Source organism: Bdellovibrio sp. HCB117 (assembly GCF_047305915.1).
In the GTDB taxonomy this organism is placed as follows: Bacteria; Bdellovibrionota; Bdellovibrionia; order Bdellovibrionales; family Bdellovibrionaceae; genus Bdellovibrio; species Bdellovibrio bacteriovorus_B.
In genome coordinates, this window is the sequence record NZ_CP178622.1 from 2,709,259 (window position 1) to 2,734,943 (window position 25,685).

20 protein-coding genes are annotated in these 25,685 nt (G+C 45.0%); 10 read left to right on the forward strand and 10 right to left on the reverse strand.

Annotated elements, in window-relative coordinates; all coding sequences use genetic code 11:
- Window positions 1-2: 2 nt before the first annotated feature.
- The 5 genes from ACLWBD_RS12835 to ACLWBD_RS12855 form a co-directional block, all read right to left on the reverse strand.
- Window positions 3-3,677 carry an RHS repeat protein gene (locus ACLWBD_RS12835; RefSeq protein ID WP_413568446.1) on the reverse strand — a complete coding sequence of 1,225 codons (3,675 nt, stop codon included), beginning with the start codon at window positions 3,675-3,677 and terminating at the stop codon, window positions 3-5.
- Between the two features lie 108 nt (window positions 3,678-3,785).
- Entirely contained in the window at window positions 3,786-4,454 is a 669-nt protein-coding gene (locus tag ACLWBD_RS12840) for an energy transducer TonB (protein WP_413568447.1), read from the reverse strand.
- A gap of 119 nt (window positions 4,455-4,573) precedes the next feature.
- The gene (locus ACLWBD_RS12845; RefSeq protein WP_413568448.1) at window positions 4,574-5,395 is read right to left on the reverse strand and encodes a penicillin-binding transpeptidase domain-containing protein; all 822 of its coding nucleotides are present in this window, start codon (window positions 5,393-5,395) and stop codon (window positions 4,574-4,576) included.
- A 683-nt stretch (window positions 5,396-6,078) separates the two neighbouring features.
- Window positions 6,079-7,242, reverse strand: coding sequence for a DNA topoisomerase VI (locus ACLWBD_RS12850; protein ID WP_063204787.1), 1,164 nt, complete (start codon window positions 7,240-7,242; stop codon window positions 6,079-6,081).
- An 8-nt stretch (window positions 7,243-7,250) separates the two neighbouring features.
- Window positions 7,251-9,008 carry a DNA topoisomerase VI subunit B gene (locus tag ACLWBD_RS12855; RefSeq protein WP_413568449.1) on the reverse strand — a complete coding sequence of 586 codons (1,758 nt, stop codon included), beginning with the start codon at window positions 9,006-9,008 and terminating at the stop codon, window positions 7,251-7,253.
- 243 nt (window positions 9,009-9,251) lie between these two features.
- Here ACLWBD_RS12855 and ACLWBD_RS12860 point away from each other — a divergent pair, with 243 nt between their 5' ends.
- Both ACLWBD_RS12860 and ACLWBD_RS12865 read left to right on the forward strand, forming a co-directional pair.
- Window positions 9,252-12,698: a beta strand repeat-containing protein gene (locus tag ACLWBD_RS12860; protein WP_413568450.1), complete on the forward strand. Its 3,447-nt coding sequence runs from the start codon at window positions 9,252-9,254 to the stop codon at window positions 12,696-12,698.
- A 94-nt stretch (window positions 12,699-12,792) separates the two neighbouring features.
- Window positions 12,793-15,291 carry a WD40/YVTN/BNR-like repeat-containing protein gene (locus ACLWBD_RS12865; RefSeq protein WP_413568451.1) on the forward strand — a complete coding sequence of 833 codons (2,499 nt, stop codon included), beginning with the start codon at window positions 12,793-12,795 and terminating at the stop codon, window positions 15,289-15,291.
- 4 nt (window positions 15,292-15,295) lie between these two features.
- On the opposite strand, the gene ACLWBD_RS12870 is transcribed toward ACLWBD_RS12865, so the two are convergent.
- The 3 genes from ACLWBD_RS12870 to ACLWBD_RS12880 form a co-directional block, all read right to left on the reverse strand.
- Entirely contained in the window at window positions 15,296-15,970 is a 675-nt protein-coding gene (locus ACLWBD_RS12870; RefSeq protein WP_413568452.1) for a hypothetical protein, read from the reverse strand.
- Window positions 15,971-16,159: 189 nt separating this feature from the next.
- Window positions 16,160-17,260 carry a hypothetical protein gene (locus ACLWBD_RS12875; protein WP_413568453.1) on the reverse strand — a complete coding sequence of 367 codons (1,101 nt, stop codon included), beginning with the start codon at window positions 17,258-17,260 and terminating at the stop codon, window positions 16,160-16,162.
- 96 nt (window positions 17,261-17,356) lie between these two features.
- Window positions 17,357-17,674: an HNH endonuclease gene (locus ACLWBD_RS12880; protein WP_063204792.1), complete on the reverse strand. Its 318-nt coding sequence runs from the start codon at window positions 17,672-17,674 to the stop codon at window positions 17,357-17,359.
- Window positions 17,675-17,790: 116 nt separating this feature from the next.
- Here ACLWBD_RS12880 and ACLWBD_RS12885 point away from each other — a divergent pair, with 116 nt between their 5' ends.
- Together ACLWBD_RS12885 and ACLWBD_RS12890 are read left to right on the forward strand one after the other, a co-directional pair.
- Window positions 17,791-18,933 carry a cyclic nucleotide-binding domain-containing protein gene (locus tag ACLWBD_RS12885; protein WP_413568456.1) on the forward strand — a complete coding sequence of 381 codons (1,143 nt, stop codon included), beginning with the start codon at window positions 17,791-17,793 and terminating at the stop codon, window positions 18,931-18,933.
- Window position 18,934: 1 nt separating this feature from the next.
- Entirely contained in the window at window positions 18,935-19,624 is a 690-nt protein-coding gene (locus ACLWBD_RS12890) for a PilZ domain-containing protein (protein ID WP_373998038.1), read from the forward strand.
- A 19-nt stretch (window positions 19,625-19,643) separates the two neighbouring features.
- On the opposite strand, the gene ACLWBD_RS12895 is transcribed toward ACLWBD_RS12890, so the two are convergent.
- Window positions 19,644-20,051 carry a GFA family protein gene (locus ACLWBD_RS12895; RefSeq protein WP_413568458.1) on the reverse strand — a complete coding sequence of 136 codons (408 nt, stop codon included), beginning with the start codon at window positions 20,049-20,051 and terminating at the stop codon, window positions 19,644-19,646.
- 88 nt (window positions 20,052-20,139) lie between these two features.
- Here ACLWBD_RS12895 and ACLWBD_RS12900 point away from each other — a divergent pair, with 88 nt between their 5' ends.
- Both ACLWBD_RS12900 and ACLWBD_RS12905 read left to right on the forward strand, forming a co-directional pair.
- Window positions 20,140-20,877, forward strand: a complete 738-nt coding sequence (locus ACLWBD_RS12900; RefSeq protein WP_413568459.1) for a helix-turn-helix transcriptional regulator — start codon at window positions 20,140-20,142, stop codon at window positions 20,875-20,877.
- Between the two features lie 129 nt (window positions 20,878-21,006).
- On the forward strand, window positions 21,007-21,387 hold the full coding sequence (locus ACLWBD_RS12905) for a BON domain-containing protein (protein ID WP_413568460.1): 381 nt from the start codon (window positions 21,007-21,009) through the stop codon (window positions 21,385-21,387).
- 30 nt (window positions 21,388-21,417) lie between these two features.
- Here ACLWBD_RS12905 and ACLWBD_RS12910 read toward each other — a convergent pair whose 3' ends face one another.
- Entirely contained in the window at window positions 21,418-23,367 is a 1,950-nt protein-coding gene (locus tag ACLWBD_RS12910) for an LTA synthase family protein (protein ID WP_413568462.1), read from the reverse strand.
- Window positions 23,368-23,447: 80 nt separating this feature from the next.
- Between ACLWBD_RS12910 and ACLWBD_RS12915 the strand changes: the two genes are divergently transcribed.
- Genes ACLWBD_RS12915 through ACLWBD_RS12930 form a run of 4 tightly spaced genes read left to right on the forward strand, consistent with a single transcriptional unit; the run spans window position 23,448 to window position 25,585 of the window.
- Window positions 23,448-23,660 (forward strand): BolA/IbaG family iron-sulfur metabolism protein, encoded by a 213-nt coding sequence (locus ACLWBD_RS12915; RefSeq protein WP_253696357.1) that lies wholly within the window; start codon window positions 23,448-23,450, stop codon window positions 23,658-23,660.
- A 20-nt stretch (window positions 23,661-23,680) separates the two neighbouring features.
- Window positions 23,681-23,983, forward strand: coding sequence for a Grx4 family monothiol glutaredoxin (grxD, locus tag ACLWBD_RS12920; RefSeq protein WP_063204798.1), 303 nt, complete (start codon window positions 23,681-23,683; stop codon window positions 23,981-23,983).
- Between the two features lies 1 nt (window position 23,984).
- Complete coding sequence (locus tag ACLWBD_RS12925; RefSeq protein ID WP_063204799.1) at window positions 23,985-24,194, forward strand: DUF2892 domain-containing protein; 210 nt, start codon at window positions 23,985-23,987, stop codon at window positions 24,192-24,194.
- 8 nt (window positions 24,195-24,202) lie between these two features.
- Window positions 24,203-25,585 (forward strand): FAD-binding oxidoreductase, encoded by a 1,383-nt coding sequence (locus tag ACLWBD_RS12930; protein ID WP_413568463.1) that lies wholly within the window; start codon window positions 24,203-24,205, stop codon window positions 25,583-25,585.
- Window positions 25,586-25,685 lie beyond the last annotated feature (100 nt).

Below are 25,685 nucleotides of genomic sequence, written 5' to 3' on the forward strand. Positions count from 1 at the left end.
CGCTAATTGCCGTTCAGTTGGTTAACCATGTCTTTAAAATCATTGATTACAGCTGGCACTAAAACCGATCCTGCACCGCCTACGATTCCTATCGCAGCCCCTCCGATTGCACCAGGCAGGGCTCCTATTGCAGTCGGAAAGCATAGACCTGCAGCGGCACCGATACCAGCTCCGGCAACTCCCCAAGTCTTAGCTCTATTGTAAGCCTTTGAAATATCTTCGTCAGTAACTAAACCAGTGCTGTCCGTAAAGTTAACGGGATCATTGAAAACGTAGCCGTACAAATTTGTATCCCGACCGTTAAATAAAATCGGATCTTTAGAAGTCCATCTCCCAACCTCAGGATCATAATCCCTCACCCCGAAACGAATTAAGCCAGTCGCTGAATCAATTACACCACCTGCGAAACCAATATGCTGAAAGTTTTTATTTGAATTAAAAGTGATCTTGCCCCAAACATCATAATCAATCCTCTGCATTACCGTTCCATCAACAACCGATATAACTAAACGAGGTGATCCCAAATGGTCCTTGAGGAGTCGATAAGCTTTGCCTTTCCTTACAATGTAATCTGGCGAGTGAGACGCTGATGCATAAACGTACTCCACATAAGAGTGATCATTCGAATTATAATGAACAATTGGACGTGAGCTGTCATATATTATTCTTACATTTGAATTAAATATTCTGCGGCCCGACGAATCATAGACATAAGAAAAGCTTTCTCCAGTCGGCAACACAACCTGCTTCAACTTCCCAAAGGGTCCGTAGGAAAGCCTCATAGGTCTATTAATGCCCGATTGAACACTAACTAAGTCCCCATTTAAATTGTATTCGTAAGAGTAGTTTCTAAACTGCAAGAGTCTATCTTGCGCATCATAAGTAGCAGTAAAACCTTTTCCGAATTCAATTCCGGAAATCTTGTTTCCATTAAGGTCATAGCTGTAACTCGAAACTTGCCCGCCATCTTTAATGACTCGAGTTAAACGGCCAACTGTATCGTACTCATACTGGAAAGTAGAGGTCACCCCAAGAACTTTTTCAGTTTTTGAGATTACTCTTCCATTCAAATCTCTAGTAAGAGTGTAAGAGTAGAGTTCAGATGGAGATGAGTTTTCATTCTCCTTATAGAATGACGTATAGCTCAGTAAATCTCCAAATGAATCGTAAACTCTTCTATCAAGGACTTTCCCTATGAAAGTTTCATATAAACGGCCATTTGCATTATAGTTTAGCTGAAGATCGCCCACCTTGATAAGCCGGCTATCATCATCATAAACATGGCTCCATAAACTCGGTTTTGGAATAAAATTCGAAGATACTTTTATTGCATCAGCACGATGAAAGTTATCGTATCTATATTGAACTTTCGACCAGCCCCCGCCATGATAAAGATCTTGTTCTTCCAAGCTAACCTCGTCCCCAAAATACTGGAAACGGCTAACAACATTGTCAAAAGACCTAGCTGAAATTACTTTGTTCGAGCTATTTTTATACAAATAATTTTGCGTCTGTCGTCCGTATTTAATTTCCCGAAGCAGGCCTTTTTCGTCATACACATAATTGATAGAATCATTTCCTGGAGTCTGAATAGCAATTATCTGATTATCATCATTATACTTATATCGCGTAGAGGTATCTTGTTGAATTGCTGGGGGTCTGTACTGCGACAGCAGGTCATGATCATTGTATATAAGCTCATGAACTAACTTTCCTGGAGGTTTCACACCAATCAATAGGCCATCTCCGTCTCGGTAATATTGCGTGACACTACCATTCGGCAACATTGATGCTGTTAATCTGCCTGCTAAATCATAGGTAAAACTGAATTCCTCATTTCTTGCGTTCCTTACTTTTTCTATATTTCCGGCGGAATCATAAAAATATTCAAGCGTTCTCTTTACGCCTTGATACATTTTTTTAAACCTACCGAACAAATCATATTCAATTGTGTAGGGTGTTTCATTACCTCGTGACAGTTCAATAGGGCGCTCAAAAGAGTCTATTTTGGTTTTGGCAATTACACCTTCAGCGCTGGTAACCGTTTCGACCATAGTAGCTTTATCAAAAACCGACTCGTGAGAAAATTTTCCGTTAATACTGATCCATTTCTCGATTTGAGAGTAGCTGAACGGATCCCCGGAAAATCCAGAAACGTATTCAGAAAATATTGTTCCTTTTGTTAAATCACTCTTTTTAGAGGACTTGTAATATAGCTTTTGCTGTAAAGATCCGAATCTTTCATCAGGCACGAAGTCTTCATGTATCGTTTCATCCTCGAGGTCCGTCGTGCTACCTCCATCAAGGTCTTCCCTATATAATACCTCTGAACCGTCAGATTTCTTTTCCCATCGTTCATATGATCCATCAAAAGTGCTTCTCCCCGTGCGATATTTCGATACCTTTCCTGACGGGGACGTTTCCCTCATATAGAGACCGTCTCCGTCTCCCATGAGTTCATAAGACCATTTTTTCCCAGACTTGATTGTTTCCTTCAGACGTCCTCTATTATCAAAATTAACGGTCGTCTGCTTCCCGGAGGGCCTGATAAACTTCTCAAGAAGAGAAGTTCCCTGTTTGTATTCAACGGAGTAGAATTCACCTTTGGGATTTGTAATTTTATTAATCAGACCTGCACTATTAACTTCAATACTTGTTATCTTGCCAAATGGTGAAATAACTGACTGTAGCGTACCGCTACCGTTGCGTGAAAAGTGCGTTTGATTCCCAAAAGCGTCGTCAATTCGTATAAGTCGCCCAGCAGAGTCAAAGACATTTGAATATTTAATATATCCCGTAAGGGTACTTCGTGTCCTCAGGTGCCTTCCGTTATTCGCATCGAAAATATACACCTCGTCCCCATCAACGACCATAATTTCTGAAGTTGATATCGGCTGGCTCGTTTTCAAAAATGATCGTCCGGACCCGTGATAAAGACGGCCGGATTGAGTGTCGTAGTAATGGAGGAGATTTATACTCCAGCCTTCTGGATTGAACGAAACAATTCTAGAATTTGCTAGTGATGGAAGCACTACGTATTCGGGCATAAGCTCACTGGAGTAACTCAAAAATACTTCTGCACCTACTATCGGGACTGATTCACCAAAAGAAAGATTATCTATACGTATGACCGAACCAGGTCGCTCCCTTATGCAGTTACATGGTTCAACATGAGTGGGATCAGTGGGGCTCGTTGGCGCATCGGGATCGGTAGGTGTCGGCGTAGGACTAGGCGAGGGCGAAGGTGACGGCTCTGGGTACGGCCTCGGTACATATCCGTCGATAATATACGTAAACGTTACTATGGTAGAACCATTGAAGCCTTTAAATGTGTATTTGAGACCTGAGGTATTTGGCTTGTCACGCTCAAAAGTTATGTAAGTCTTAAAACCAGGCTGCACGCCTCCGATAATCTGAAAAAAGTAGTAGGCGTCTTCGTAGTCAATGGCGCTAATCTCACTTGATGGGAAATAGACGAACGCAGTTCCATCATTTTCGATTTCACACATTAATCTATTATCGATAGGAATAGTAACATGGAATGTGCCCCCCGTACTTGTCTTCGCTAACGGACAGTCAGTTGTATACTTATTGATTTCCTGACCGAACGAGGGTGTAGGACTAAAAACTAAAAACAAAGCAGTTGTTAGCAGAAAACAGATATTTGTGTATGTCATCTGGATACGGTAATGTCAAAACTCACTAATCTCCAACATGTTTACCTGACGCCACGTAGCCAACGCCGTTAAAATATAAACAATTTTTATTTACAATATTTTATTGAACTAGTTCAACACATACTCAATCGGAACCGTGAAGCTCCAATTGGCTTTTTGGATTTCTTGCGGGAATGGTTTCATACCGCTGATGCTTTTCACTAGATCATGCGCAGCTTGATTCAAAGATTCGTACGGGCTTTTTTCTACTACTTCACTTGTAACTAGCGAACCGTCCGCTGCCAAAGTGAATCGCATGGTTACGGTTCCCGTCTGACCCATTTTCTTTGCCATCGCTGGATAGCGCTTACGACGCTCTAGTAGCTTTTTGATTTCGTAAAGGTATCTTGCTTCCGGCGACACTTCGCTGCCATTGGCAACGCCTTCTCGGCCTTGCAATGCGCCTTTATCAGAGGTTCCAGCTAGTGAACCAGCACTCTTGCCATTTGTTGGAGCTTGCTCGGGTTGTGCGACAGTTTTTTCGTTCTTCAATGCGGGCGCATCGGAGTTGTCACTCACCACAGCGGCTTTGATTTTTGGTGCTTTGACAACTTCTTCCACTTTCGGAGTGCGAACCGTGCCGCCCTCGCCGTACATCAACTCTACGCCTTGCGGAAGTGGAACTATTTCTGGTGCTGCTAAAGAAAGACCCAGCACTAAAAAGCTCGCGTGCAATAGCAACGAGATTGCTACGGACTTATTGATGTTTAAAGAAAATGAGAATCGCTTTTCAGACATGGGTAAGACAGGTTTATAAGATCTTACCCCTTAAAACTCAACGCCCCCGGGCTTTGAGAGCCTGAGGGCGCATTAGTTCGATTTGGCGCGGCCAAATGAAAGTAAAGTGAAAATACCGACTACCAAAGACCTTCTGATTTCAGAATATCCTTAGTAATTTGTTTAGCGCGAGGACCACCGTAACCGGCTTCAGTCGGCGCAAGATCACTCATGTTCGTGACTGCGATATACTCTTGATCATCTTTTTGAACGTGAGCAATGAACCAACCGAAGTTGACCTTGCGCTCTTTATCGTAAAAGTTCGAACCCGTTTTGCCATTGAGTTTAAAACCGTTCGGTGAAGTTTCTAGATAAGTAATTTCACGAGTCAGCTCCATGGATCTTTCAGAGGCTGGCAATTGATTCGTCCAAAGTTTTTTCATGAAGTCGACTTGTTCGTAAGCCATGATCTGAAGTCCCTTTTTTTGAGGCGGATTCAGCCACGCTGTCGTGATACCGCTTGAGATGTCCTTATTTCCGTAATCGAAGTCATTCAAATATGTCTGAAACTTCTTTTTACCCAACTTCGGTGTAATTCTTTGAGAAAACCAAACCACCGAATCACTCATCCAAGTTTTTGCGTTGTGATCTTTATTTACTTCGGGACGAATATCTTTACGACCATCCCATTTCAAAACTTGATTTTCGTCTTTAAGAACTTTTGCGTCGAAAGCCATCACAGCAAGTGGAACTTTGAAAGTGGAGCAAGCCGGGTAACGAGTTTTACATTCTTCATCCCCGATCACTTTGTCGTACATGCCCGTTTTCATATTGTACAAAAGAAAGCAGCCTTTCTGGTTGGCGAAAAAGTTTTCTTGATTCGTTTTTTCAGAGGAGTTTTTCGATGTCGCCGAACAAGCGGTCATCACAAATGCTGCGAGGATGAGTGAAAGAATTTTCATAGGTGTCTTCCAGATGTAAGGGTTTTAAAAACGCTAACATCGTTTTTTGCTGGGAACAATATGCGGAAAAAATATTTTGAAGTTGGTAGGTCTTAAAGTTTTTTGTTTTAAAAATTTCGACCCTCAAAAGTTACTTCCACGGTGGAAGTGAAGCTTTAAAATTCACGAGATTTTTTAGAAATCAAAAGCTCCTGAACACTTACTGCCAATAAAATTGTATCAGCAAACGGACTCAAGTTACTTCCACCGTGGAAGTAAAATCTATGTTTCAATTCACAAAATTTTTATATCGGAAGCAGCCGCACTTCACTGCCACGGTGGCAGTAAGCAAATGCGTTAAAAATAAAGGTCGATGAAAGCGAGAGACTAAAAGATGCCTAAGATAAACTTAAGAAGCACAATTACCTACAACACAAAATCTACCGCCACCGTGGCGGTAAGCATCAGCGTCAAAAGGTAAGCGGGCTGCGAAGACCAAAATCTCAGAGAAAAAAATACACAAAAAGTAGATCATCATCGACTAATGGAAATGCAAACAACTCAAAGAGATAAACCCAAGAAACTAAAAAGGAACTTGCGCATTTTTTAGCAAATACCGGCCGCATTAAAAAATGAATCGAGATAAAATGAACCGGCACCTTTTGGACAAAAAAACCCGCTTTTTACAGCGGGTTTTCGTATCACTAAACGTAAGAACCTCTTTTGATCTTTTCCAAGATCAATTTTTCGGTCTTGATCGGATCGTTCGGGTCTACAGAGAAGAAAGATTGTTGCTCGCAACGGATCTTTTCTTTGATCAACCAGCGAAGGATGTCCGCCAAATTCTTGTTCTTTTTATCCAAGAAGAACGGATCGTTTTCCAAAGCGTCCTTAGCTTTTTTCAAAGCGCGGGCTTCGGCTGGATCGGATTCTTTCACTTTGTAGTGAGGAAGATCATATTTTTTCACATCTTCAGGCAACACACCCAAGAATCTCACGTTCGGAGCCGAGAAGTCAGCGTTACGAATCAAAGACGCCGCGGATCCCGCTTTCAAAGTACGGAAGATATTTTGCAATGTGTACGCATCGAGATCTCCGAAGAAGTACATTGGAACATCCAACTCTTCTTGGATCAATTTTGACCAACCACGAACACCATTCGACGGCACCCCTTGAGCACCCATCACGATACAGTTGTTACGACGAGTGAAACCCATCGTTACCAACGTATTTGCCGTACCTTCAGACTCGACGATCAAGCAGAAATCGATTTTCTTTTTTGCTTTCAACTTCAAAGACTGAGGTTTGTTCTTCGGTTGGAATGGAGACGTACCCAAAGTCGAAAGGTCGACAACCGCTTTATCCCCGTCTGGCAAAGTCTCAGTCACAACCAGTTGTTGAGAGTAAGTCTGTCCACCACGGTCATTGGCAAAACAGTTCAATTCTTCACGGTACACTTCAAGCATATCACCGATGAAGTCGATGATCGCATCTGATTCAGGTTGGTCGTCGAAGTCCAAAGGCTTCAAACGAGGATTCCCTTTAATCAAACCTTTACACATGTAATAAAGCTCACGCTTCGTATTTACCGCGCCTTTTTCAAGATTGTTCAAAAGGATTTCCAATACGAAAACCACACGCGCCAGTTTCTGAACAGATGATACGTTCAGCTCTGTACGAACAACTTTGTCTCCCGGAGTCAGGTAACCCACTTTAGAGTTGTACAAAGAGTTATCAAGTGAAGTTTTCACCGCTTCAAGAACCGGACGCTTAGAAGACTCAAGGTCTTTAAGCATTTTGTCGGCCAAGATGCGGGCTTCTTTGGGAATATCAATTTTTAATTCACGAATGCTGAGTAGTTTTCCCATCGTTCAACCTACTTCTTTTTACCAGTTGTTTTTTTAGTCGTTTCTTTTTTAGTCGTCGTCTTCTTGGTGCCAATCGGCTCGGAAGCTTCTTCGACAAGATCTTCACTGCTGATCACGTCTTCTTCGATTTCGTGATCAATACCCTTTTTCTTCTCGCGCTTTTTTTGCTCAAGAAGTTTAGATTCTGCGGCTTCTAGATCGGCAATCGCCTCTTCAGAATCACGGCCCAAAAGTTTTTTCAAACCTTCTTCGGCTTTTCTCTTACGAGCTTCCGGAGCTTTAATGATACGAGCCAAACCTTCAACCAAGATAGGACCGAACTGCTCGATGTGAGCGAGCTTTCTTTCAAGATCCGCCTCTTTCACTTCTTTTTTGATGTGACGAGACAGTCTTTGACCGGCTTGGATCAAGGCCAAACGGATTTCCGCGACCAGCTCTTCAGACGCATCGATAGTTTCTTTCGAAGCATTCTTAAACTTGATGAACGGAGAAACCACAGATACGGCAAAGATATAAGGACCTAGCGGCAAGCTGTCTTTAGGTTGTCCCAAACCATAGGACTTCCAGTTCACAGACTCAATCGCCCACGTGATCGCACAACCTGATTTATCAAATTGCAAAGGAACACGGTTCGCGAAACGAAGCAAAGTCACCGGGCTGTCTGCTTCTTGGTAACGATCTTTGAAACGCGCCAACGCGACTTCCACCACCACCGGTTTAAAGTCACAAATTGTCGGTTTACGAGTCACAACCGCGAAGAAATCGATTTCACCCAAGCGAGTGATAGATTTCGAAAGAGATTCTTCGCCCACTGTCAAAACGGACTTCGTTGAAGGCGCCATCAAGTCGGTATTTTGAACCGCTTGGAAAACCTTTTTAAAGTCTTCTTCCGTCAATGACGTCAGAGGCTTTTCCAAAAGATTTTTTGGCAGACCTTTTTTCGTGAATTCAGAGATAGATTGATCAGAAACACGCGAAAATCCTGTTTTTAGGAACTTAGAAAGCGTCGTTTTTCCGAACAAAGTCGAGTGCGTGATGAACTCACCCAGTTTAAAGGTATGAGGATGTGGCAAAGAAGCCTCAGGAACTTGAGGCACATCTTGGCTGACACGGTTCACAGTCACGTAGTCGTTTTCCATCAATTTATAAGTGATGGTCATGTGAGGATTCACAAGGATTGTGCCCTCAATATAAGTCACAATACCGCCGTCACCGTTGAGTTGAATACGTCCATCCAGAACGAATTCTACACGAGTTCCGTGGTCACGATCCCAATCGATCGTTTCCTTATTTTTTACTACACCTGTATTAGATTTGATGTCGACGTCCACTTGCGCAGAGATCGCTTTACGCATCTTTTTCGTCTTAGAAATAACATTCACACCACGGGCATTGGTCATCTGCGCCCAAGTCGTAGCGGCAGAAATACCGATACCTTGTTGACCGCGCGAACACTGTCCACGACCAAATTTAGAAGAGGCTAAGTACTCACCATAAACTTTGGCAAGGTCTTCAGCTTCGATACCAGGTCCGTTATCTTCGACAACGATGCGAATTAAATCAGTATTTTTAGTAGAACCAGTTCCTACTTTTGTGACTTCAACTAGAAGATCAGGAAGAATGCCCGCTTGCTCACACGCATCCAAAGAGTTGTCCACGGCTTCTTTTAAAGTCGTCAAAACGGCTTTCAAAGGAGACGAGAATCCCACTTGTTGGAGGTTCTTCGCAAAATATTCAGCGGTGCTACTTTTGGTAATCTTACTCACGGTCGCTTGATCCTTCACGAGATGTTAACGAATTTTAATGAATGACTTTCATAGGTTAAGCCGAACGCAGGGGGTCAAAGCAAGACTTTAGGCTCGCTGATGCTAAGCGGCAAATTAAAACCAATTGGAGATGGTGACATGAAATACGAGCCGAGTTCCTCTTACATCCCTTTAACTCAACGAAAATTCTTCCCCTTCCGATAAGTAAAAAAGATGAGAACAGGTACGTACTTTTTTATTCTCATGTCTCTTTTTGGGATGCTTGCGCAAGCCGCTCCCAATGCTTTGACGTATCAAGGCCGTATCGTAAAAAGCGATGGCCAACCCCTGGAGTATGGAAACACCAGCTTTATTTTCGAGGTCACGAGCCCTAACGGAAGCTGCGTTATTTACCGTGAACAACGCGATGGCGTGAATCTTTTAAACTCCAACGGGGTTTTTGACGTACCGATTGGGTCAGGAACGAAGCTTTTTCCCACGGATCCTCTTTTTACTTTGCTGGATGCTTTTAATAACTCCAAGGTTCATGACTGTTATGGAGGCGCTACTTATACCGCCGCCTCTTCTGACATCCGCCTTTTGAAAGTGCAGTTTCATGACGGCTCGGGATGGAAGGTGATTTCTCCGTCAAACGAAATCCGTTCTGTTCCCTACTCGGCCTATGCGCTTTCAGCAGAAAAGCTTGGAACTCGATCTGCCGATGAATTCGTATTAAAAACCGGCGTCCCTACATGTGCGGCGAATGAGTTTTTAACCTGGAATGGATCGGCCCTTTCCTGTGCTCCGGTTTCGGGAGCTGCGGGAGGAACCGTAACTCAAGTCACTTCGACGAATGCTTATGTTTCAGTCGCTAATAGCACTTCCACACCAGCATTAACTTTAAACGTGGGTTCAACGGCAGGCACAGTGGCCGCTGGTGATGATGCTCGTTTCAGCGATGCAAGAACTCCAAGTGGAACAGCCGGTGGAGATTTATCAGGCACCTATCCGAATCCCTCTGTCGCGAAAATTCAGAACACCGCGGTCAGCTCTGTAGCTCCAACTTCAGGACAGTATTTGAAGTTCAATGGCACTCAATGGGCTGGAGCTGCAATTGCGATGAGCGATGTGACGAATCTAAATACCACGTTAAGCAACTATCAAACAACGGCGGCATTTAACGCTGCTGTTGGCTCCGCGAACTGTGCCGCCTATCAAACGCCTTATTGGAATTCGGTCTCGGGTAGCTTTCAGTGTCAGGCGATCAATGTTTCAGTCGCCGGTGACATCAGTGGAACTATCGGTGCTGTTTCAGTCGATAAAATCAAAGGTGTGAATGTCGATACGACCGGATTAACGTCAGGGCAGGTTTTAAAATACGACGGAACTAAATGGGCCCCGGCTTCTGATAGCAATGCTGGCGGAACGGTTACGAACATCGTGACAGGCACTGGGTTATCTGGCGGTCCTATTTCTTCGACGGGAACTATTTCCTTAGCTAATACTGCGGTGACTGCGGGCTCCTACGGGTCGGCTACACAAGTTGGAATATTTACGGTCGATGCCCAAGGAAGATTAACTTCTGCTTCCAATACCGCGATCGCGTTTCCCGTGACCAGTGTTGCGACAAAAACAGGGGCCGTGACGTTGGACTACGGCGACATCAATAGTGCCGCTTCAAAGTATCTTACTTATCGCCCTAACAATGTCGCTTGTACCGACGGGCAAACATTAAAATGGATCACGGCCAATTCCCGTTGGGAATGTGCGAACGACACAGACACTTCTTCCGGAGGAACCGTCACTAATATCGGCACTGGGACGGGATTAACTGGTGGGCCTATTTCTACAACGGGAACTATTTCATTAGCGAATACAGCGGTGACTGCAGGATCCTATACTCGCGCCAATATCACCGTCGATGCACAAGGACGCTTAACGGCCGCTAGCAATGGAGCTTCCGTTAATCTTGCAACAGAAGTAACAGGCACTCTTCCTGTCGCCAATGGTGGTACAGGACAAACAACAGCGACGGCGGCTTTCAATGCTCTTTCTCCCCTGACAACCAAAGGGGATGTTTTAGTCAATGATGGTACGAATGACATTCGATTACCTACGGGTACAAACGGACAAGTTCTTTCTGTGAATACGTCTCAAACATCGGGTCTTCAATGGGTGACACCTACAAATGGAACTGTGACCAACGTCACTGGAACCGCGCCTATTGTCGTTTCTTCGGGTGGAACTACTCCGGCGATATCAATTAACGATGCCAGCACTTCTACTAAGGGAGCCGTCCAAGTAGGAAGTGGTCTTGCTGTCAGCGCCGGCGTCGTGTCTGCGGATCCAGCAAACTTCCCTTCCTCAGTTCCGGTGAGTAAAGGTGGTACAGGAGCAACTTCAATCACCGCAAATCGTCTTGTGGCTTCAAACGGTACGGGATCCGCTCTAACCACTTTCAACTGCGCTGTGGGACAAATGGTGAGCTTCGATGCGACAGGCATGATGACTTGCTCCACATTTACAACCGGTTCTGTCTTCTTGAATAACGGCAATTCTTTTGGGTCTACGGCCACTCTTGGTACTAACGATAACAACTCTTTAAGTTTTGAAACCAACAACGCCGTTGCCATGACGATTCTTCCCAGTGGAAACGTCGGCATTGGTGATACAAATCCTACGCAGAAATTATCCGTAGAAGGCTCTTTAGGTATTGGTACAAACTCCGCGACAAGCTCAAGCGTGCTATTTTCTCCCTCGACAACGCATCAAGGTTCGATTCGCATGACTACCGATAACAATGCAAACTATATTCAATCAGGACTTGATACGAGTATCGGCAGTGCTAAAGATTTAAGAATTGCTCCGTCCTACACCACGGCCCCATGGGTGACATTTAAATCCGATGGAAAAGTGGGCATTGGAACGACGACGCCTGCAACAAGCTTAGAGGTTTTGGAGACCACGGGAAATACGAGCCGAGGGATCACTTCAACAACAATTTCTTCCGCTAACCCCGGCGGACTTATTCAAACGCGCGGAGCTCGCGGTACCGCCAGCACTCCTACCGCAACACAAACAAATGACACCTTCGGTTGGATGGCCTTTATCGGTCATGATGGCGCAGGCTTCACGGGTCAAGCGCAACCCACAGGAGTTAGTGCGACAGCGACCGAGAACTGGAGTACGGGCGGCCACGGTTCTGCTTTAAGATTCACGACGACGACGAACACTGAAGTCAACGGTGGCGAACGCATGCGCATTGATCACAATGGGAATGTCGGTATCGGCACGACCACTCCTACGGCCAAACTCGAAGTCGTCGGTAGTGCGAAAGTCACTGGCAATCTCGTGGGCGCGGTGAAAGACACATCAGGCACGTCTCTAAGAATGTGTACCGGTTCCGGAGCGAATTCAGGTTGGACTTTCTATGCTTTAAATGCGGGTATCACCGGGGCGTGCGGTGCTTACATGAATATAGATACGTCGGCTTGTGGCTTCTCGACCGTATTTAAATACTTTCCATCTATCCAAGGAGACGGAGGACATTGGGTCACTACCGGAGCCACATCTGTTTACAATGCCACAGCCACGAGTTTTAGAATTTACATCAACCTGATTGGAAGCTTCGACTCCACGACCTGCAATACGACAACGCTCCCACACAATACAAATCACTATCGTATAGACTGGTTGGCTGTCGGGCTTTAACGAGTAAAATTGGTAATACTCACTCTGAGACACTTTTTCGAAAAATAATCATTGTTTTCTAAATTCCTCCTCACAAAAATCCGATAAAATAAACATGATTCAGTCGTTCTCAGATATGTTTCGCCGGCTGTTTCTTTTCTATGTGATGCTTTTTTCGGCCGGATGTACTCTGGAAGCATTACTTGAAAAGGATATCTCATCTAAGATCACAGATGAGGTCATTCCCATTTCAATCACTATGGATGTTGGCGCAACGAAACTCATTGAGCCTTCAGGCGGCACTCCTCCTTTTACTTATCAAGCTTCAACATCGGGATATTTAAACACTTCAACGGGGGCTTACAGCATTCCCGTTAATGCCCAGGTGATGAATGAAACCTTCGAAGTCATCGATAGCATGGGAAAGAAATTTTCGGTCACCGTTCGTCGCAAAGGCTTTCGCGAATTTCGAAGAATCGAACTACCGCAATCCGCATCGCAAGATCAAAACTACGTGACCGATGCAGTCTGGCTTACTTCCGGTAAGGTGTTAGCAACAGCTATTGGCAGTGATTACGACGGAGAACGATGGGCCACCTATCGCAGCGACAATGACGGTGCCTCTTGGTCTCGCGTCGATCAGTTCATGGGCTACCATTATCATGGAGAGTCCCATCCTTTAGCGATGACAGCTAAAGGCAATACTGTGTTCGTTTGCGGGTATGCTTATAAATACAATTACACGTCTGCAGACCCTTTATCCGGTTGGTTCGTTCGTAAGTCTACGGACGAAGGAACAACATGGTCTACTTCGGATCATTGGTGGGAGGTCCCTCAGATGAACCATGTCTGTTATGATATCGCGGTCTCTCCAACAACAGGTTATATCTATGCCGTAGGTTACACTGAATCCACTTCGGAAATGGTCTGGGTGATTCGCGAAAGTAAAGACGACGGGGAAACTTGGAACACAATTTATAAAGCGGCTCCAGTCGGCGGTGGCGGCGAAGAAGTCGCCTACCAAATTAAAGTGACTCCTTCAGGCCACCTCTTTGTGCTGGGTGCCGCAAATTCAATCATGTATTTTTTAAAAGGGACCTTCAGTGCGGGGGCATGGACATGGACACCGGCTACTTCTATTCCGGGAGCACAAATTTTCGGTGATTATCAACTCAGAGGAAATTTACAAGTCCTCGACGATAACAACGCCTATTTTTCTTGTCGACATGGCGTCTCCGGAAAAGTCTATCGAACCACCGACGGCGGCGACAATTGGTCGGAAGTTTATGTAGGTCAAAATTACTTACAAGGCATGACGGTGACAGCTTCGGGAAAACTGATCGCCACGGGAGGCAGCAGAAGTCCCACCAACGATTGGAAAGTCGTATCGTCTCCAGATGGAGTGACTTGGACACCGATAGATTTAGATGCCACACTCGCTCCGCCGAATGAGCCTCACGGAATCACGATTGTCGCACACCCTACCGCTAATAAGGTTTTAGCCATTGCCTCTAATAAAAGACGTTATCAAGCCGCTGTGGCTTACTCTAACGATGATGGCACTTCCTGGAGTCTTGCAAGTGAAATTAGATTTCAATGGGCTTTCTATAGTTTTGTTTCGAAGATCATTCGAACTTCTGCAACCCAGTTGTTTTCTATTTGGGAAACAGGAGACATGGATGGAAATTGGCCGTGGGTTATTAAAAAAAGTTCAGACAATGGAATCACCTGGCAAGATGCCGATCACATTGTCACCGCTTTAGACGACACAAAGGCCGCTGACATTATTCAGGGGCATGATGACAACCTCTATGTCATCGGCCGGAAGGACAGTAACGCCATCATCCGACGATCGGCTGATGGTACGATTTGGACAGACGTTCACTCTTTCGCCAGTGGCGCTTGGGAATACGCGCTTGCAATGGTGAAAAACTCTGCCACTTATTTTGCCGCCAAAGATGGCTTGAACATCATCATTGGCAAAACAACGAATGGCGTGACTTGGTCGGCAATTAAAACCTTTTCGCCTCCAGGTGGCGTGAGTGAAATGGGCTTTCAATCGTTGACTGTCGATGCTGTTGGCAATCTGTATCTGTTAGCCATTGAGCGCGTGGGAGCGGCGGGGACTGTCGTTCTTCATCGTTCTACGGACGGTGGAACAACTTGGGTTGAAGCTTTGCGTGGGCCTTCACAGCCCTCTTACTGGAATATATCATCGACTCTCAAAGTAAGTCCCGTGGGGGAAATCTATGTTTATGAAGGTGCCAGCATGTTCACATCGACCGACAACGGGGGAACTTGGTCTGCCTACACGAATGTTCCCAGCAATGTCTTAGACATAGGCTGGAGTGGCAGCACGGCCTACTTCCTGGCTACAGATCCCACTGAAGGCACGGCTGTATTCACGGAGGGATTTACTCCGGGTAGCTGGATCCTCATTGAGAGTGTTAAACAAAGATTCAACGTCGGCGAAAATGTCGGAGAATACGACATTGAGCTTATGGAAAACAAATTCTACAGTCTTAGTTCTTTAGAGCTGTTATTAAATTATAATTACAATGATGCCTATTTCGGAGCGCGGTCAATTCTGAGGATGATAGACACCTCTCAGTAGAGAACTATTTGATAGTGCCAGGGACTCCATCAAACATAAGTCCCAATGAAAAATATCCGCCCGAAAGATCTAAGGTATCGATGCTGGTACTCGCAGAACCTGTTCGAGTGAAACCATCCACTTTGTTACTTTCGTAACCACCTTCGAAAACCAGATAAAACTTTTTATAACCAATAGCGAAAGAAGCCCCCGCAGCCGCGTAAGGTGTCGCCACCCAATCACCCGAGGCGCGACGAGTGAACTCTCCGTCTTGACTCGCAGTTTTAACTTTTAACGTCGTATTACTTCCTCCAACGCCCGCATAAAGATCGAAATATAAAAGATCCGTTTTAAATAAGGGAACACGCGCCAATAGCAACATAGAATCTTGATCTATTTTGGCGCTGTAATCTGTCGAGGCATTTTCGGGATTTTCCTCCACGTCGGCCAGGCGTTTTGTGTATCTGACCCCGATATCTAAATAGCGATGTAACGGATAAGTGATTTCTATTCCCAGTCGATTGATGCTTTCAAATTTCTTAAGACCTTGGGCTTCGATCGTCTCGTTCACGTTCTTTGGATCAATCGTTTCCAAACCCGCAAAAAGCCGACCTTGGACCGGGATCTCTTTCGCCGAAGCTAGATCGAGAGAGGAAAGAAGAACAAAAGCAGCACTGACAACAACACGCGATAGACTCATGGGATTTCCTTACTTTGAGGTCTTAAGGATATGGAGTTTTCTGGGAGAGCTCAAGTCCTGAGACTCTTCCCACTCACCTAAGAGACAGTCCTCAATGGGAAACCTGCGTTTCAAACTCAACCAGTAAAGTAAATTAGATTGGGGACGTTGGGGCATATCCACTGCCACCATGGCAGTAGATATTTAAATTTAGAACGTATATTTCCAACCAGCGCCAAATCCCGCCAAAGACCCGCGCTTAAAATCGATAGTTCCTGTACTGTCCGCCGCCGTCATTTCCAAGCCTACAGAACGGATAAACAATTCTAACGTAAAGTTCGGCGACATGATCATGCCCAACCCCACATACGCGCCCAAAGCGCCGGAAACACTCCACCACGTTGTTGAGGAATTGTAAGATAAAAATGGAGCCGAGTAATTCAAGCCGAACGGAATATAAATATTCTCCCATCGATAGGCGATATTGCCTTCAAAAATCAGCAGCGTGAGTTCAGGAGAGTCAATAAGATCACCAGATACAGTTCCACCCGGCCCTTCAACTTCTAGAGATTTTATTTTGCGTTTAGGCTCCCAAAGGATGGAACCAACAAATCCCCATGATTGCAGATTTAATTTGGAATAACTTACGCCTAAGCCCGCCGAAGAATCCATCGTATAAGTGGTATCGACGTAGCCAGAGCCTGAAGTTGTGGAAACATAGGTGTCTTCGAATCGAGCTTGAGTAGCTGTGGAATAATAAAGCGAAACACTGACACGCGGACCGGTTTTGTCTGCTTCAGGCAGCAAGATGTCCGTGCTTTCAACCGTTTTGCCGCTGGCTTTTAAAAGCGCTGGTTCAACAGGCATTCCTACTACCAATCCCGTACAATCCGCCGATTCCATGGTTAAAAGATTAGACTCTATATCTGCAAGCGACAATGAACACTGAGTTCCATCCTTCAATGTTACTAAATAAAGCTTTCCTTTTTCTAACGGGATAGGCTGACTGGCTTCTACAATAACAACATTGTGACTGCGAATGATCTGCTTCACTTTATACGATACATTCGTGGGTGTTTGGGATGTTGCAACGGCACTTTGCACAGGAGCAGAAGCTGAGGGAGCCAATGCCGGAGGTGAATTTACACTAGGAACTGACGAGGTAGCAGGTACAGATGCCGCTGGTGCAGTTGCTTCAGGCAGAGACGATTGAATTTCTTCTTGTCCCACCTCTAATGGAGATGCCGCCTCTTGCGCCATCAAGGGAGACAAAACTAAAAACGCTACTACAAAAGAAAGAACCTTCCTCACACGCCCTCACTACAAAAAATTGTTTAATCCATGATGGCAATGAAAGGGATATGAAGTTAAGTCAAAACAATTTGTTTAGACCTAAACCTAGCTTGTTTATTCTTCGTCGGAAGTTTCGGGCTTAGAAGTTTGAGACAGCTCATCCAAAGCCATTTCGGCGCGGGTTTTATAACCCTTCTTTGTATTGCAGTCTTTGCATGACGGAACGCAGTTGTTCTTGTTGGACTTCCCACCTCGCGCGATGGGAATCAAGTGATCCATTGTGAGATCGGCCGGCTTAAATCTTTCGCCACAGTGATAGCAAAGGCCTTTACCCAGCTCTTGCTTCCACCATTGGCTTTGGCGCAGCTCGCGGGCCTTTGCTTTCTCACGTTTTTGGTGCTCCGGAGGAGCTGCCGAAAAGAAATAATCCATGGGGCTGTTATAATCTAAGTCGGGTCTGACCGCAAGTTTCTAGACCTTTGAAGAGCCGCGAATACCTTCATTTTTAAGGGATTTTTACCGATATCAACGTGAAGGAGAACGAGCGTATGTCAGTAAAAACCTTTAAAAAGGGCGAAGTGATCTATAAAGATGGCGACAAAATCACGTCGGTCTATCTTATTCAAACTGGCGCTGCCAATCAGTGTCTGATTCGTGGAAAAAAGACCATTGATTTGTTCCAGTTGGGCTCGTCTCACATCCTTGGAGATCAGGTGATTTTGGGTCAAAACACGCACCCAACATCCGCGGTCGCAACGACGGAAACAAAGGTTTTAGAAATCCCCGTTGAAACTTTAAAACAACAGTACGAGGGCGCTCCTCAGATGTTGAAGGTGATTATTAAATCCCTGGCCGACCGTCTTCGTCTGGCGGTAAATGATGTTCGCTCGAGCAAGCTTGAAAAAGATTCTTCTCCTTGTCCAGAAGACCAAGTAGCGAAAGCTTTTGGCGCTGTTTTCCATACGGCCAACCATAAGGGAGATCGCTCGACTCCAGGTCGTGTCGTTGTCGATTGGAATATGATGAAGCAGTACTCTCAACGTGTGATGGGTGAAGGCCCGAAGCGTGTTGAGCAAGTCATCAACGTCCTTGTAAAATTGAAGCTCGCACTTTACGAAATGGGTAAAGCTCCGGACAATCCAGATGGACCCGAAGAAATTCAAAAAGTTCACTTCTTGGATTTGGGTCTTTTAGAAAGCTTCTTTGAATTCTATCAATATTACTATTTCAAAAATCGTTCAGATCTTTTGAAAGTCGATGAGCTTTGTCAGCAAATGCTCGACGCTCTTTTAAAACTTTGCGAGAACGAACAACCGGATCGCTTCGGTATCGTCGGGGTAGAATTCGCAAAATTCAGCGAGCACTGCAAAAATGAACTCGGTATCAACCTGAACAATGACCACTTTGCCCGCCTTGAGGGTAAAGGTGTGTTTATGAAGCGTAAAACCGGTAGCACCGGTGTTATTCTGCAATTTGAACTGAAAGAATTCCGCTCCGTCTTCCAGAGTTGGAAGATGCTTCGCGAAATTGAAAAATGGAACGAAAAAGGTTTCGTCGATATGGACGAAAAAGAAGACAAACCGAAGAAAAAGACCGCGGGTGGCCCTGCCTGCCCGGCATGTGCCGTGGAATTGCAAGCGGGCGCGAAGTTCTGCCACGAATGTGGTCATAAAATAGTAGCGGCGGCCTAAGATGAGTGAGGCCTTGATCGTTTTTAAAGCCATTAGCAGCGACTCTGACAAGCAAATGCTTTTGCAAAAAGCTTTGGCTAAGAAAGAGACTCTTTATCTTCGTGATAAATTTGATCGCGCTATTGCTTTAAAACCAGTAAGCATCAACTCGAACAATCAGATTAAGTGTCATCATCCCGAAGACACGACGATGAACACGAACGAGAAAGACACCTTCACCGCCAGCTTTTCAATTGGCGGCGAAAAATATCTTTTCGAAACTCATCCGGTCGTCTCTGAACACTACGTGACGTTGACGGTGTTAAATCTGTTCCACTTACAAAGACGCCGCAACTATCGTTATGTGATGCCAGAAAACTATTCTGCCGAATTTGTTATTAACTATTTGAACCAGTCCATCTGCTCTCACCCCTGCCGTCTTATTGATTTAAGCACGGAAGGCTGTGCCGTAGAAATCATGCAAGAAAGTGCAAATCTTCACCTAGAAGACTTAGTCGAAGCTGAAATCTTTCTGGGCGATCGTGAACCCATCATGGTTCAAGGTGTGATCAAAAATATCCGCGTGAAGGATGATACGCAACTGGTGTTAGGTGTGGAATTCAATCACTTGGCAAACTCCAGTGAAGAAAAGATTGTGACATCACTCACAGATCTTCAGCGCGAAATCTTTTTTAGAAGAAAAGCCGCTTAAAAAAGGGGCCAAGCCCCGTTTAAAGATGCCGGATTTCAGCGGGTTTATTAAACCAGTTGTTATTCAAACCATCAAAGTACGTCACCGGAGCATCAATCAGCTCTTGCGCATCAACATCATCCAGGCACGCAAGTGCAATGGACACAAAATCTCCGCCGATTTCTTCGACATGTCCCCGACCAAATGGCCGACATCCACAGTTTTTGCAGAAAAGATGATGCCCGCTGAAAGTACCGAACTGATAGTCAGAAAGACTTTCTTGGCCCGCAAGCAGTTCGAAGTTTTCTGGCTTGATGATGACACTCCAACTGCGCACTTTGCGACAATACGTGCAATTGCACCTTCCAGTCCCCTTGCTAAGATCTATTTTGGCTTTGATCTTGACTGATCCACAATGACAACTGCCGTGATAAGTTTTTTCTGCCATATAAAAACGTCCTTTCAAAACTCTTTGGTACTTTCAGTGTAGGCATAAATATGTCAAAATATGGCATATTTGTTTTTAAAAGAAGATTATGGCGAAAAGCAGTTATCAAAGTAAAAAAGATCGAATGGACCGCCTTTTAGGCCTTCTGAAGGCAGAGGACCACTCTACCAGTCTGTCCCTAGCAAAAAAGCTGCGAGTCAGCCACCGCACTTTAATGCGCGATCTGGAAGAGCTCAAGGCTTCGGGTATACCTGTAGAAGCGGATCGTGGACGTGGCGGAGGCTTACGTTTAAATGCCCAATGGGGATTAGGTCGTCTGCAACTGAACTACAAAGAGTCTTTAGATCTGCTATTATCCTTAGCGATTGCGGAAAGATTTAATTCTCCGGTACTACTTTCCAATGTGAAGTCATTAAGAGACAAAGTATTTCAATCCTTTCCTCAAGAACACCGTAAGAAACTGCAATTGATTCGTAAAAGAGTCCACATAACGACTTACGCTGCCGAAAGCGTGCGTGTGACCTATGATGACGTTCCCGCTCACGTACAAAACTCTTTGCATGAAGCTTTTTTTGAAATGCGGTGTCTTAAGATTGCCTACTGTGACGAAAAGAAAAACATCACAGAACGTTTGATAGAGCCTCACTATCTGCTGCTCAGTTTTCCCATCTGGTACGTCATGGCCTGGGATCATCTCCGCCAGGATCTAAGAGCCTTCCGCGTAGATCGCATTCAAAAAGCTACTGTGCACGCGCAAGAGACGTTTGATATGCATCATCAGGACCTTTTCCAGAAAACCTTACAAAAATTTTCTGAAAGTCTGTGACTGCACACCAAACCTTGTAATTACACACGGGGTTTCATGATCTTAATCACGCACTCTCCTTTTTGATTCAATTCGAACGCTCTTTGCCGCAATCTTTGAGAAACGCCCGAGCTATCAAAAGGATTCGCCATGGAAGATATGATTGAAGAAGTGGAAGAAATGACCGAAGAAAAATCAAGTCTGTGGCCGTGGTTGATTGCCGGAGCCGCAGTCGGAGCGGCGTATGTCTATTTCACTCAAAGCGAATCCGGCAAAAGGATCACAGCTGACGCGAAGGAATATTTCCGCACCGGAACAACCCGCGACGACCGCTTGCAAATGAAGGTGTTTTCGGAATTAAGCCAAATCCTGGGACCAGGAAAAGAAATTCAAGTGCAGGTCGAAAAAGGCAGCATCACTTTAAGCGGGCCTATTTTGAGCGAAGCGCTTGAAGAAGTTCTAGTCTGCGCTAGACACATCCCGGGCGTTAAAAGCGTCATTAACAATCTTGAAATTCGCCAGCAGCACTGATTCGTGGCCGGCATCTTAAATGATTCAGTGCTAGCGTGTAGGATAATAAAGTTTGTTGTCCCACATACCTTCATTGAAATACTGAATAGTGGCTTTCAGCTTTTGCTCCAATGCAAGTTTGCGAGCCCGTTGATCAACGGTGATTTCAGAGCCCTGCAGTTCTTTAACACCATCACGGTCTAATAAAGAATACATCTGCGGCTCATTATGCCCTGGCGTCCAACGCAGGTAAAAGTCATTGGCAAAAAGAAGATAACGTCCATCAATAAAATTCACCGCCGACTTATCCCCGTCCACGAACATCGAACTTCCTAAATAGTTCTTATCTTTTTCAGGAATGCCTAAAAAATCCAAAACTGTCGGCGGAATATCAATTTGCTGAACAATTTTTTCGGTATCCACTTGAGGAAATTTGAATGAAGGATGGTACAGGAAAAGAGGAATACGGTAGCTGCCCAGGTCATTTTCATACTCTTTACGATAGTGCATGGACGTATGATCGGCCGTCACAATAAAAAGAGTGTCCTTGTACCAAGGTTTTTTAGCCGCTTCTTCGAAGAATTTTTTTAAAGCGAAGTCCGTGTAAGCAACTGTTTTTAGAATCTCTATCGGTCCTTCAGGGAATTGATCCTTGTACTGCGCCGGAACTTTGAAAGGTTGGTGCGAAGACAAAGTGAACACCGAAGTCATGAACGGCTGAGGCACAGAGTCCAGTTGCACCAGCATCCATTGCAAAAAGGGCTCATCCCAAATCCCCCACACGCCATCGTCATCGGAAGGATTATTGTATTCTTTTGAACCAAAGTATTTTTCCACACCTGCACTTTGCATAAAAGAGTCGAAATACATCGTACCGTTATGACCGCCGTGGAAGAAACTCGTCGAGTAGCCTTTCTGCGAAAGCAATGTGCCTAAGCCCAAAAAGTAGTTCGAAGTAAAGTGCGAAGAAATAAAAGGCTCGCTCATCAAGGCTGGAATCCCCGCCATCACCGCGCCCACACCTTCGATCGAACGACGACCGTTGGCATAGGCGTTTTTAAAGACCAAAGATTTTTCCATTAAAGAATCCATGAAGGGCGTATAGCTTTTGCCATTCACAGGGCCTAAGTACTCCTCCCCAAAACTTTCCAAAATAATCAAAACGATATTCTGAGGTTTTGGCGAACGAAGTCCTTCCAATTTTGAACCGACGTAAGCACCATTTAGGTGTCTTAACATGTCGTCTTTATTTTCAAAGTACTTTTCCTGTTTAAGCCCTTGGGCGCCGTAACTTTTAATAAACGTAAAAGACGAATTTAAAACGAGATTATTTAATAACGGCGCTGAAAACACATTGGCACTGACAAAATTCACAGGCTTACTTTGCAAACCTCCGCGAATTCCTATGACCGAAATCACAATCGCTACGAACGACAAGAAGGCGTGCGATAGCCAATACCCCAGCGGCTTTTTTCTTTGCCCTGTCCAGTAAACGCCTTTTTGCTCTTTAAAACTAAGACGGAAGATCGCGAAAACAAATAACACCACCAAAGCGGTGTTGATCAGAAATAAAATCCAATAACTGGAAATAAAATTCCAGATCTTCCCCTGCAACTCGCCCATAATAAAAAGGCTGTCATAAGTAAAGCGGCGGCCCACGAAATTAATAAACTCCGTATCGCCCAGATTTAAAATAAAAAGAGGGATCTGCAGGACCGTGAAACCCAAAGCCAAAAGCCACTGCCACCCTTTTTGCCAGCTGCGAGGCCACGGAACCATGGCGGCTAAAATCAAAGGGGCGGAAAGGCTTAAGACCGCCGAAATATCAAAGCGCAGACCGACAATGAAGGACCACAGAATGTCTGAAACTGCCTTGGATTTAAAAAGGCTCCAATTCCATAGCAGAAACTCTACGCGTGCGAAGAAATAAAAAAGCAGGGCTAAGAGCGCTAAAGCAAAGACTTTTAGCAGCCGTGACGTCGGTCCAAACATATCGCCCATAGTACATCGACCGCCCGTGTCATTCAAGTGGACTTAGCTCTGTGCCTCTGCTACTTTCCCCCTCTATGACACCAGAACAAATGAAAGAAAGATTAGAATCTCACTACCAAGGCGCGAAGATCGAAGTTTACGATCTTACAGGCACTCAAGATCACTATGAGGTGTTCGTGGAAAGCCCTGTGTTCGCGGGGATGACTCGCATTCAACAGCATCAGCATGTGATGGCTTGCTTTGGTCCAGAATTAAAGACTGGCGAGGTTCACGCACTCTCAATCAAGACTAAGATTAAGTAAGTTTTTTAAAAGAGGTTCCCATGACAACTCATGAAAGAATTGATTCCATTCTAAATCAAAACAAAATCGTGCTTTTCATGAAAGGCACTCAACAATTCCCTATGTGCGGTTTTTCTGCACGTGCTTGCGCGATCTTGCAAGACATCGGCGTTCAATTCCATGACGTGAATGTTCTTGAAGACGAAGAAATCCGTTCAGGTATCAAAGAGTACGGCAACTGGCCGACAATTCCGCAACTTTACATCAACAAACAATTGGTGGGCGGAAGCGATATCATGATGGAAATGTACCAATCTGGAGAGCTGCAAGAGCTTCTAAAATAACATGAGATGTAATGTTGCCGTTTGGGACCGCATTTTAAGGTTTGTTATTGGCGTATTCTTAACTGCGTACGCCATCGCCGGCGGTCCCTTTTGGGCTTACATCGGTTTGTATGGCCTCATCACCGCTGCTTGGGGCTTGTGTCCTGTCTACGCCTTCTTTAGAATAAGAACCCTGAAAGATTATCATCGCGCGATTCCTGACGAAGAATAGGATGTTGTATGTCCACGGCCCTCATCGAACTTGAAAGTTTTTTGCAAAAAGACCAAATCAAAACCGACGAGGAAAGCCTCAAATACTGGGGTAAGGACTGGACGACTTATTTCGACATCAAAGCCACTGCGATTGTTTTTCCTCGCAGCACCGACGATGTTGAAGCTATTGTAAAGTGGGCCCGCAAAAACAAAGTCGCTCTGGTCCCTTCTGGCGGACGTACAGGTCTTTCAGGATCTGCTGTGGCTTCTCAAGGTGAAGTCGTTGTCTCTTTTGACCAAATGAACAAAATCAAAGAGTTCAGTTCAGTGGATCAATCTGTTGTGATCGAACCCGGTGTTGTCACTGAAGCTTTACAAGAGTTCGCTCACTCTAAAAATCTTTTCTATCCCGTTGATTTTGCGGCGACAGGTTCGTCGCAAATGGGCGGCAATATCGCAACCAACGCGGGCGGCATCAAAGTCGTTCGTTATGGTTTGACTCGCGAGTGGATCATCGGACTGAAAGTGGTGACGGGTTCTGGTGAGGTTCTTGAACTGAATAATGGCCTCGTTAAGAATGCCACAGGCTACGATCTTCGCCACTTGTTCATCGGTTCTGAAGGAACTTTAGGTTTTATCGTTGAAGCGACAATCCGTTTGGCTCCTGCGCCCCCACCTATGAAGGTGTTGGTGATGGCCGTCAGTGGTCTTGATGCCGTTATGAAAGTCTTTGCGGAATTTAAAACCAAGACTTCACTAGTAGCGTTTGAAATGTTCTCGGACAAAGCTTTGAACAAGGTTTTAGAAAACACCGGCCTGCCGGCTCCGCTAGAAACCAAAGCTTCTTTTTATGTGTTAGCTGAAGTGGAAGCTCGCAACGAGCAAGATGAAGAACATGCTTTGGGCGTTTTTGAAAAATGCTTAGAAGAAGGCTGGGTGATTGACGGAGTCATCAGTCAATCCGACGTTCAAGCGGCGACCTTTTGGCGCTACCGTGAAGACATCTCTGAGTCGTTGGCAAAGTATTCTCCCTACAAGAATGATATTGCCGTCACAATTTCAAAAGTGCCACCGTTCATGGATGACTTAGACAAAGTTTTGGCGCAAGCCTACCCCACTTGGGAAGTCGTGTGGTTTGGTCACATCGGTGACGGCAACTTGCACATCAATATTTTGCGTCCTGCGGGAATGACCAAAGAAGAGTTCGTGAAAGAGTGCCGCAAAGTCGACATCATGGTTTTTGAGACGGTAAAAAAGTATAAGGGATCCATTTCTGCTGAACACGGTGTCGGTATGACAAAGCGATCTTTCCTTTCTTACACCCGCTCTGAAGCCGAGATTGAAATCATGCGATCAATCAAAAAAGTGTTTGATCCCGACATGATTATGAATCCGGGAAAAGTCATATAAGATAAGAATAAGCTCACATCCCCGGGGGTAAACAACGTCTCAACAACGGACGAAAGACGTTGCCGCGGATGAAGATGGAGCAACTATCACGACATTGCAT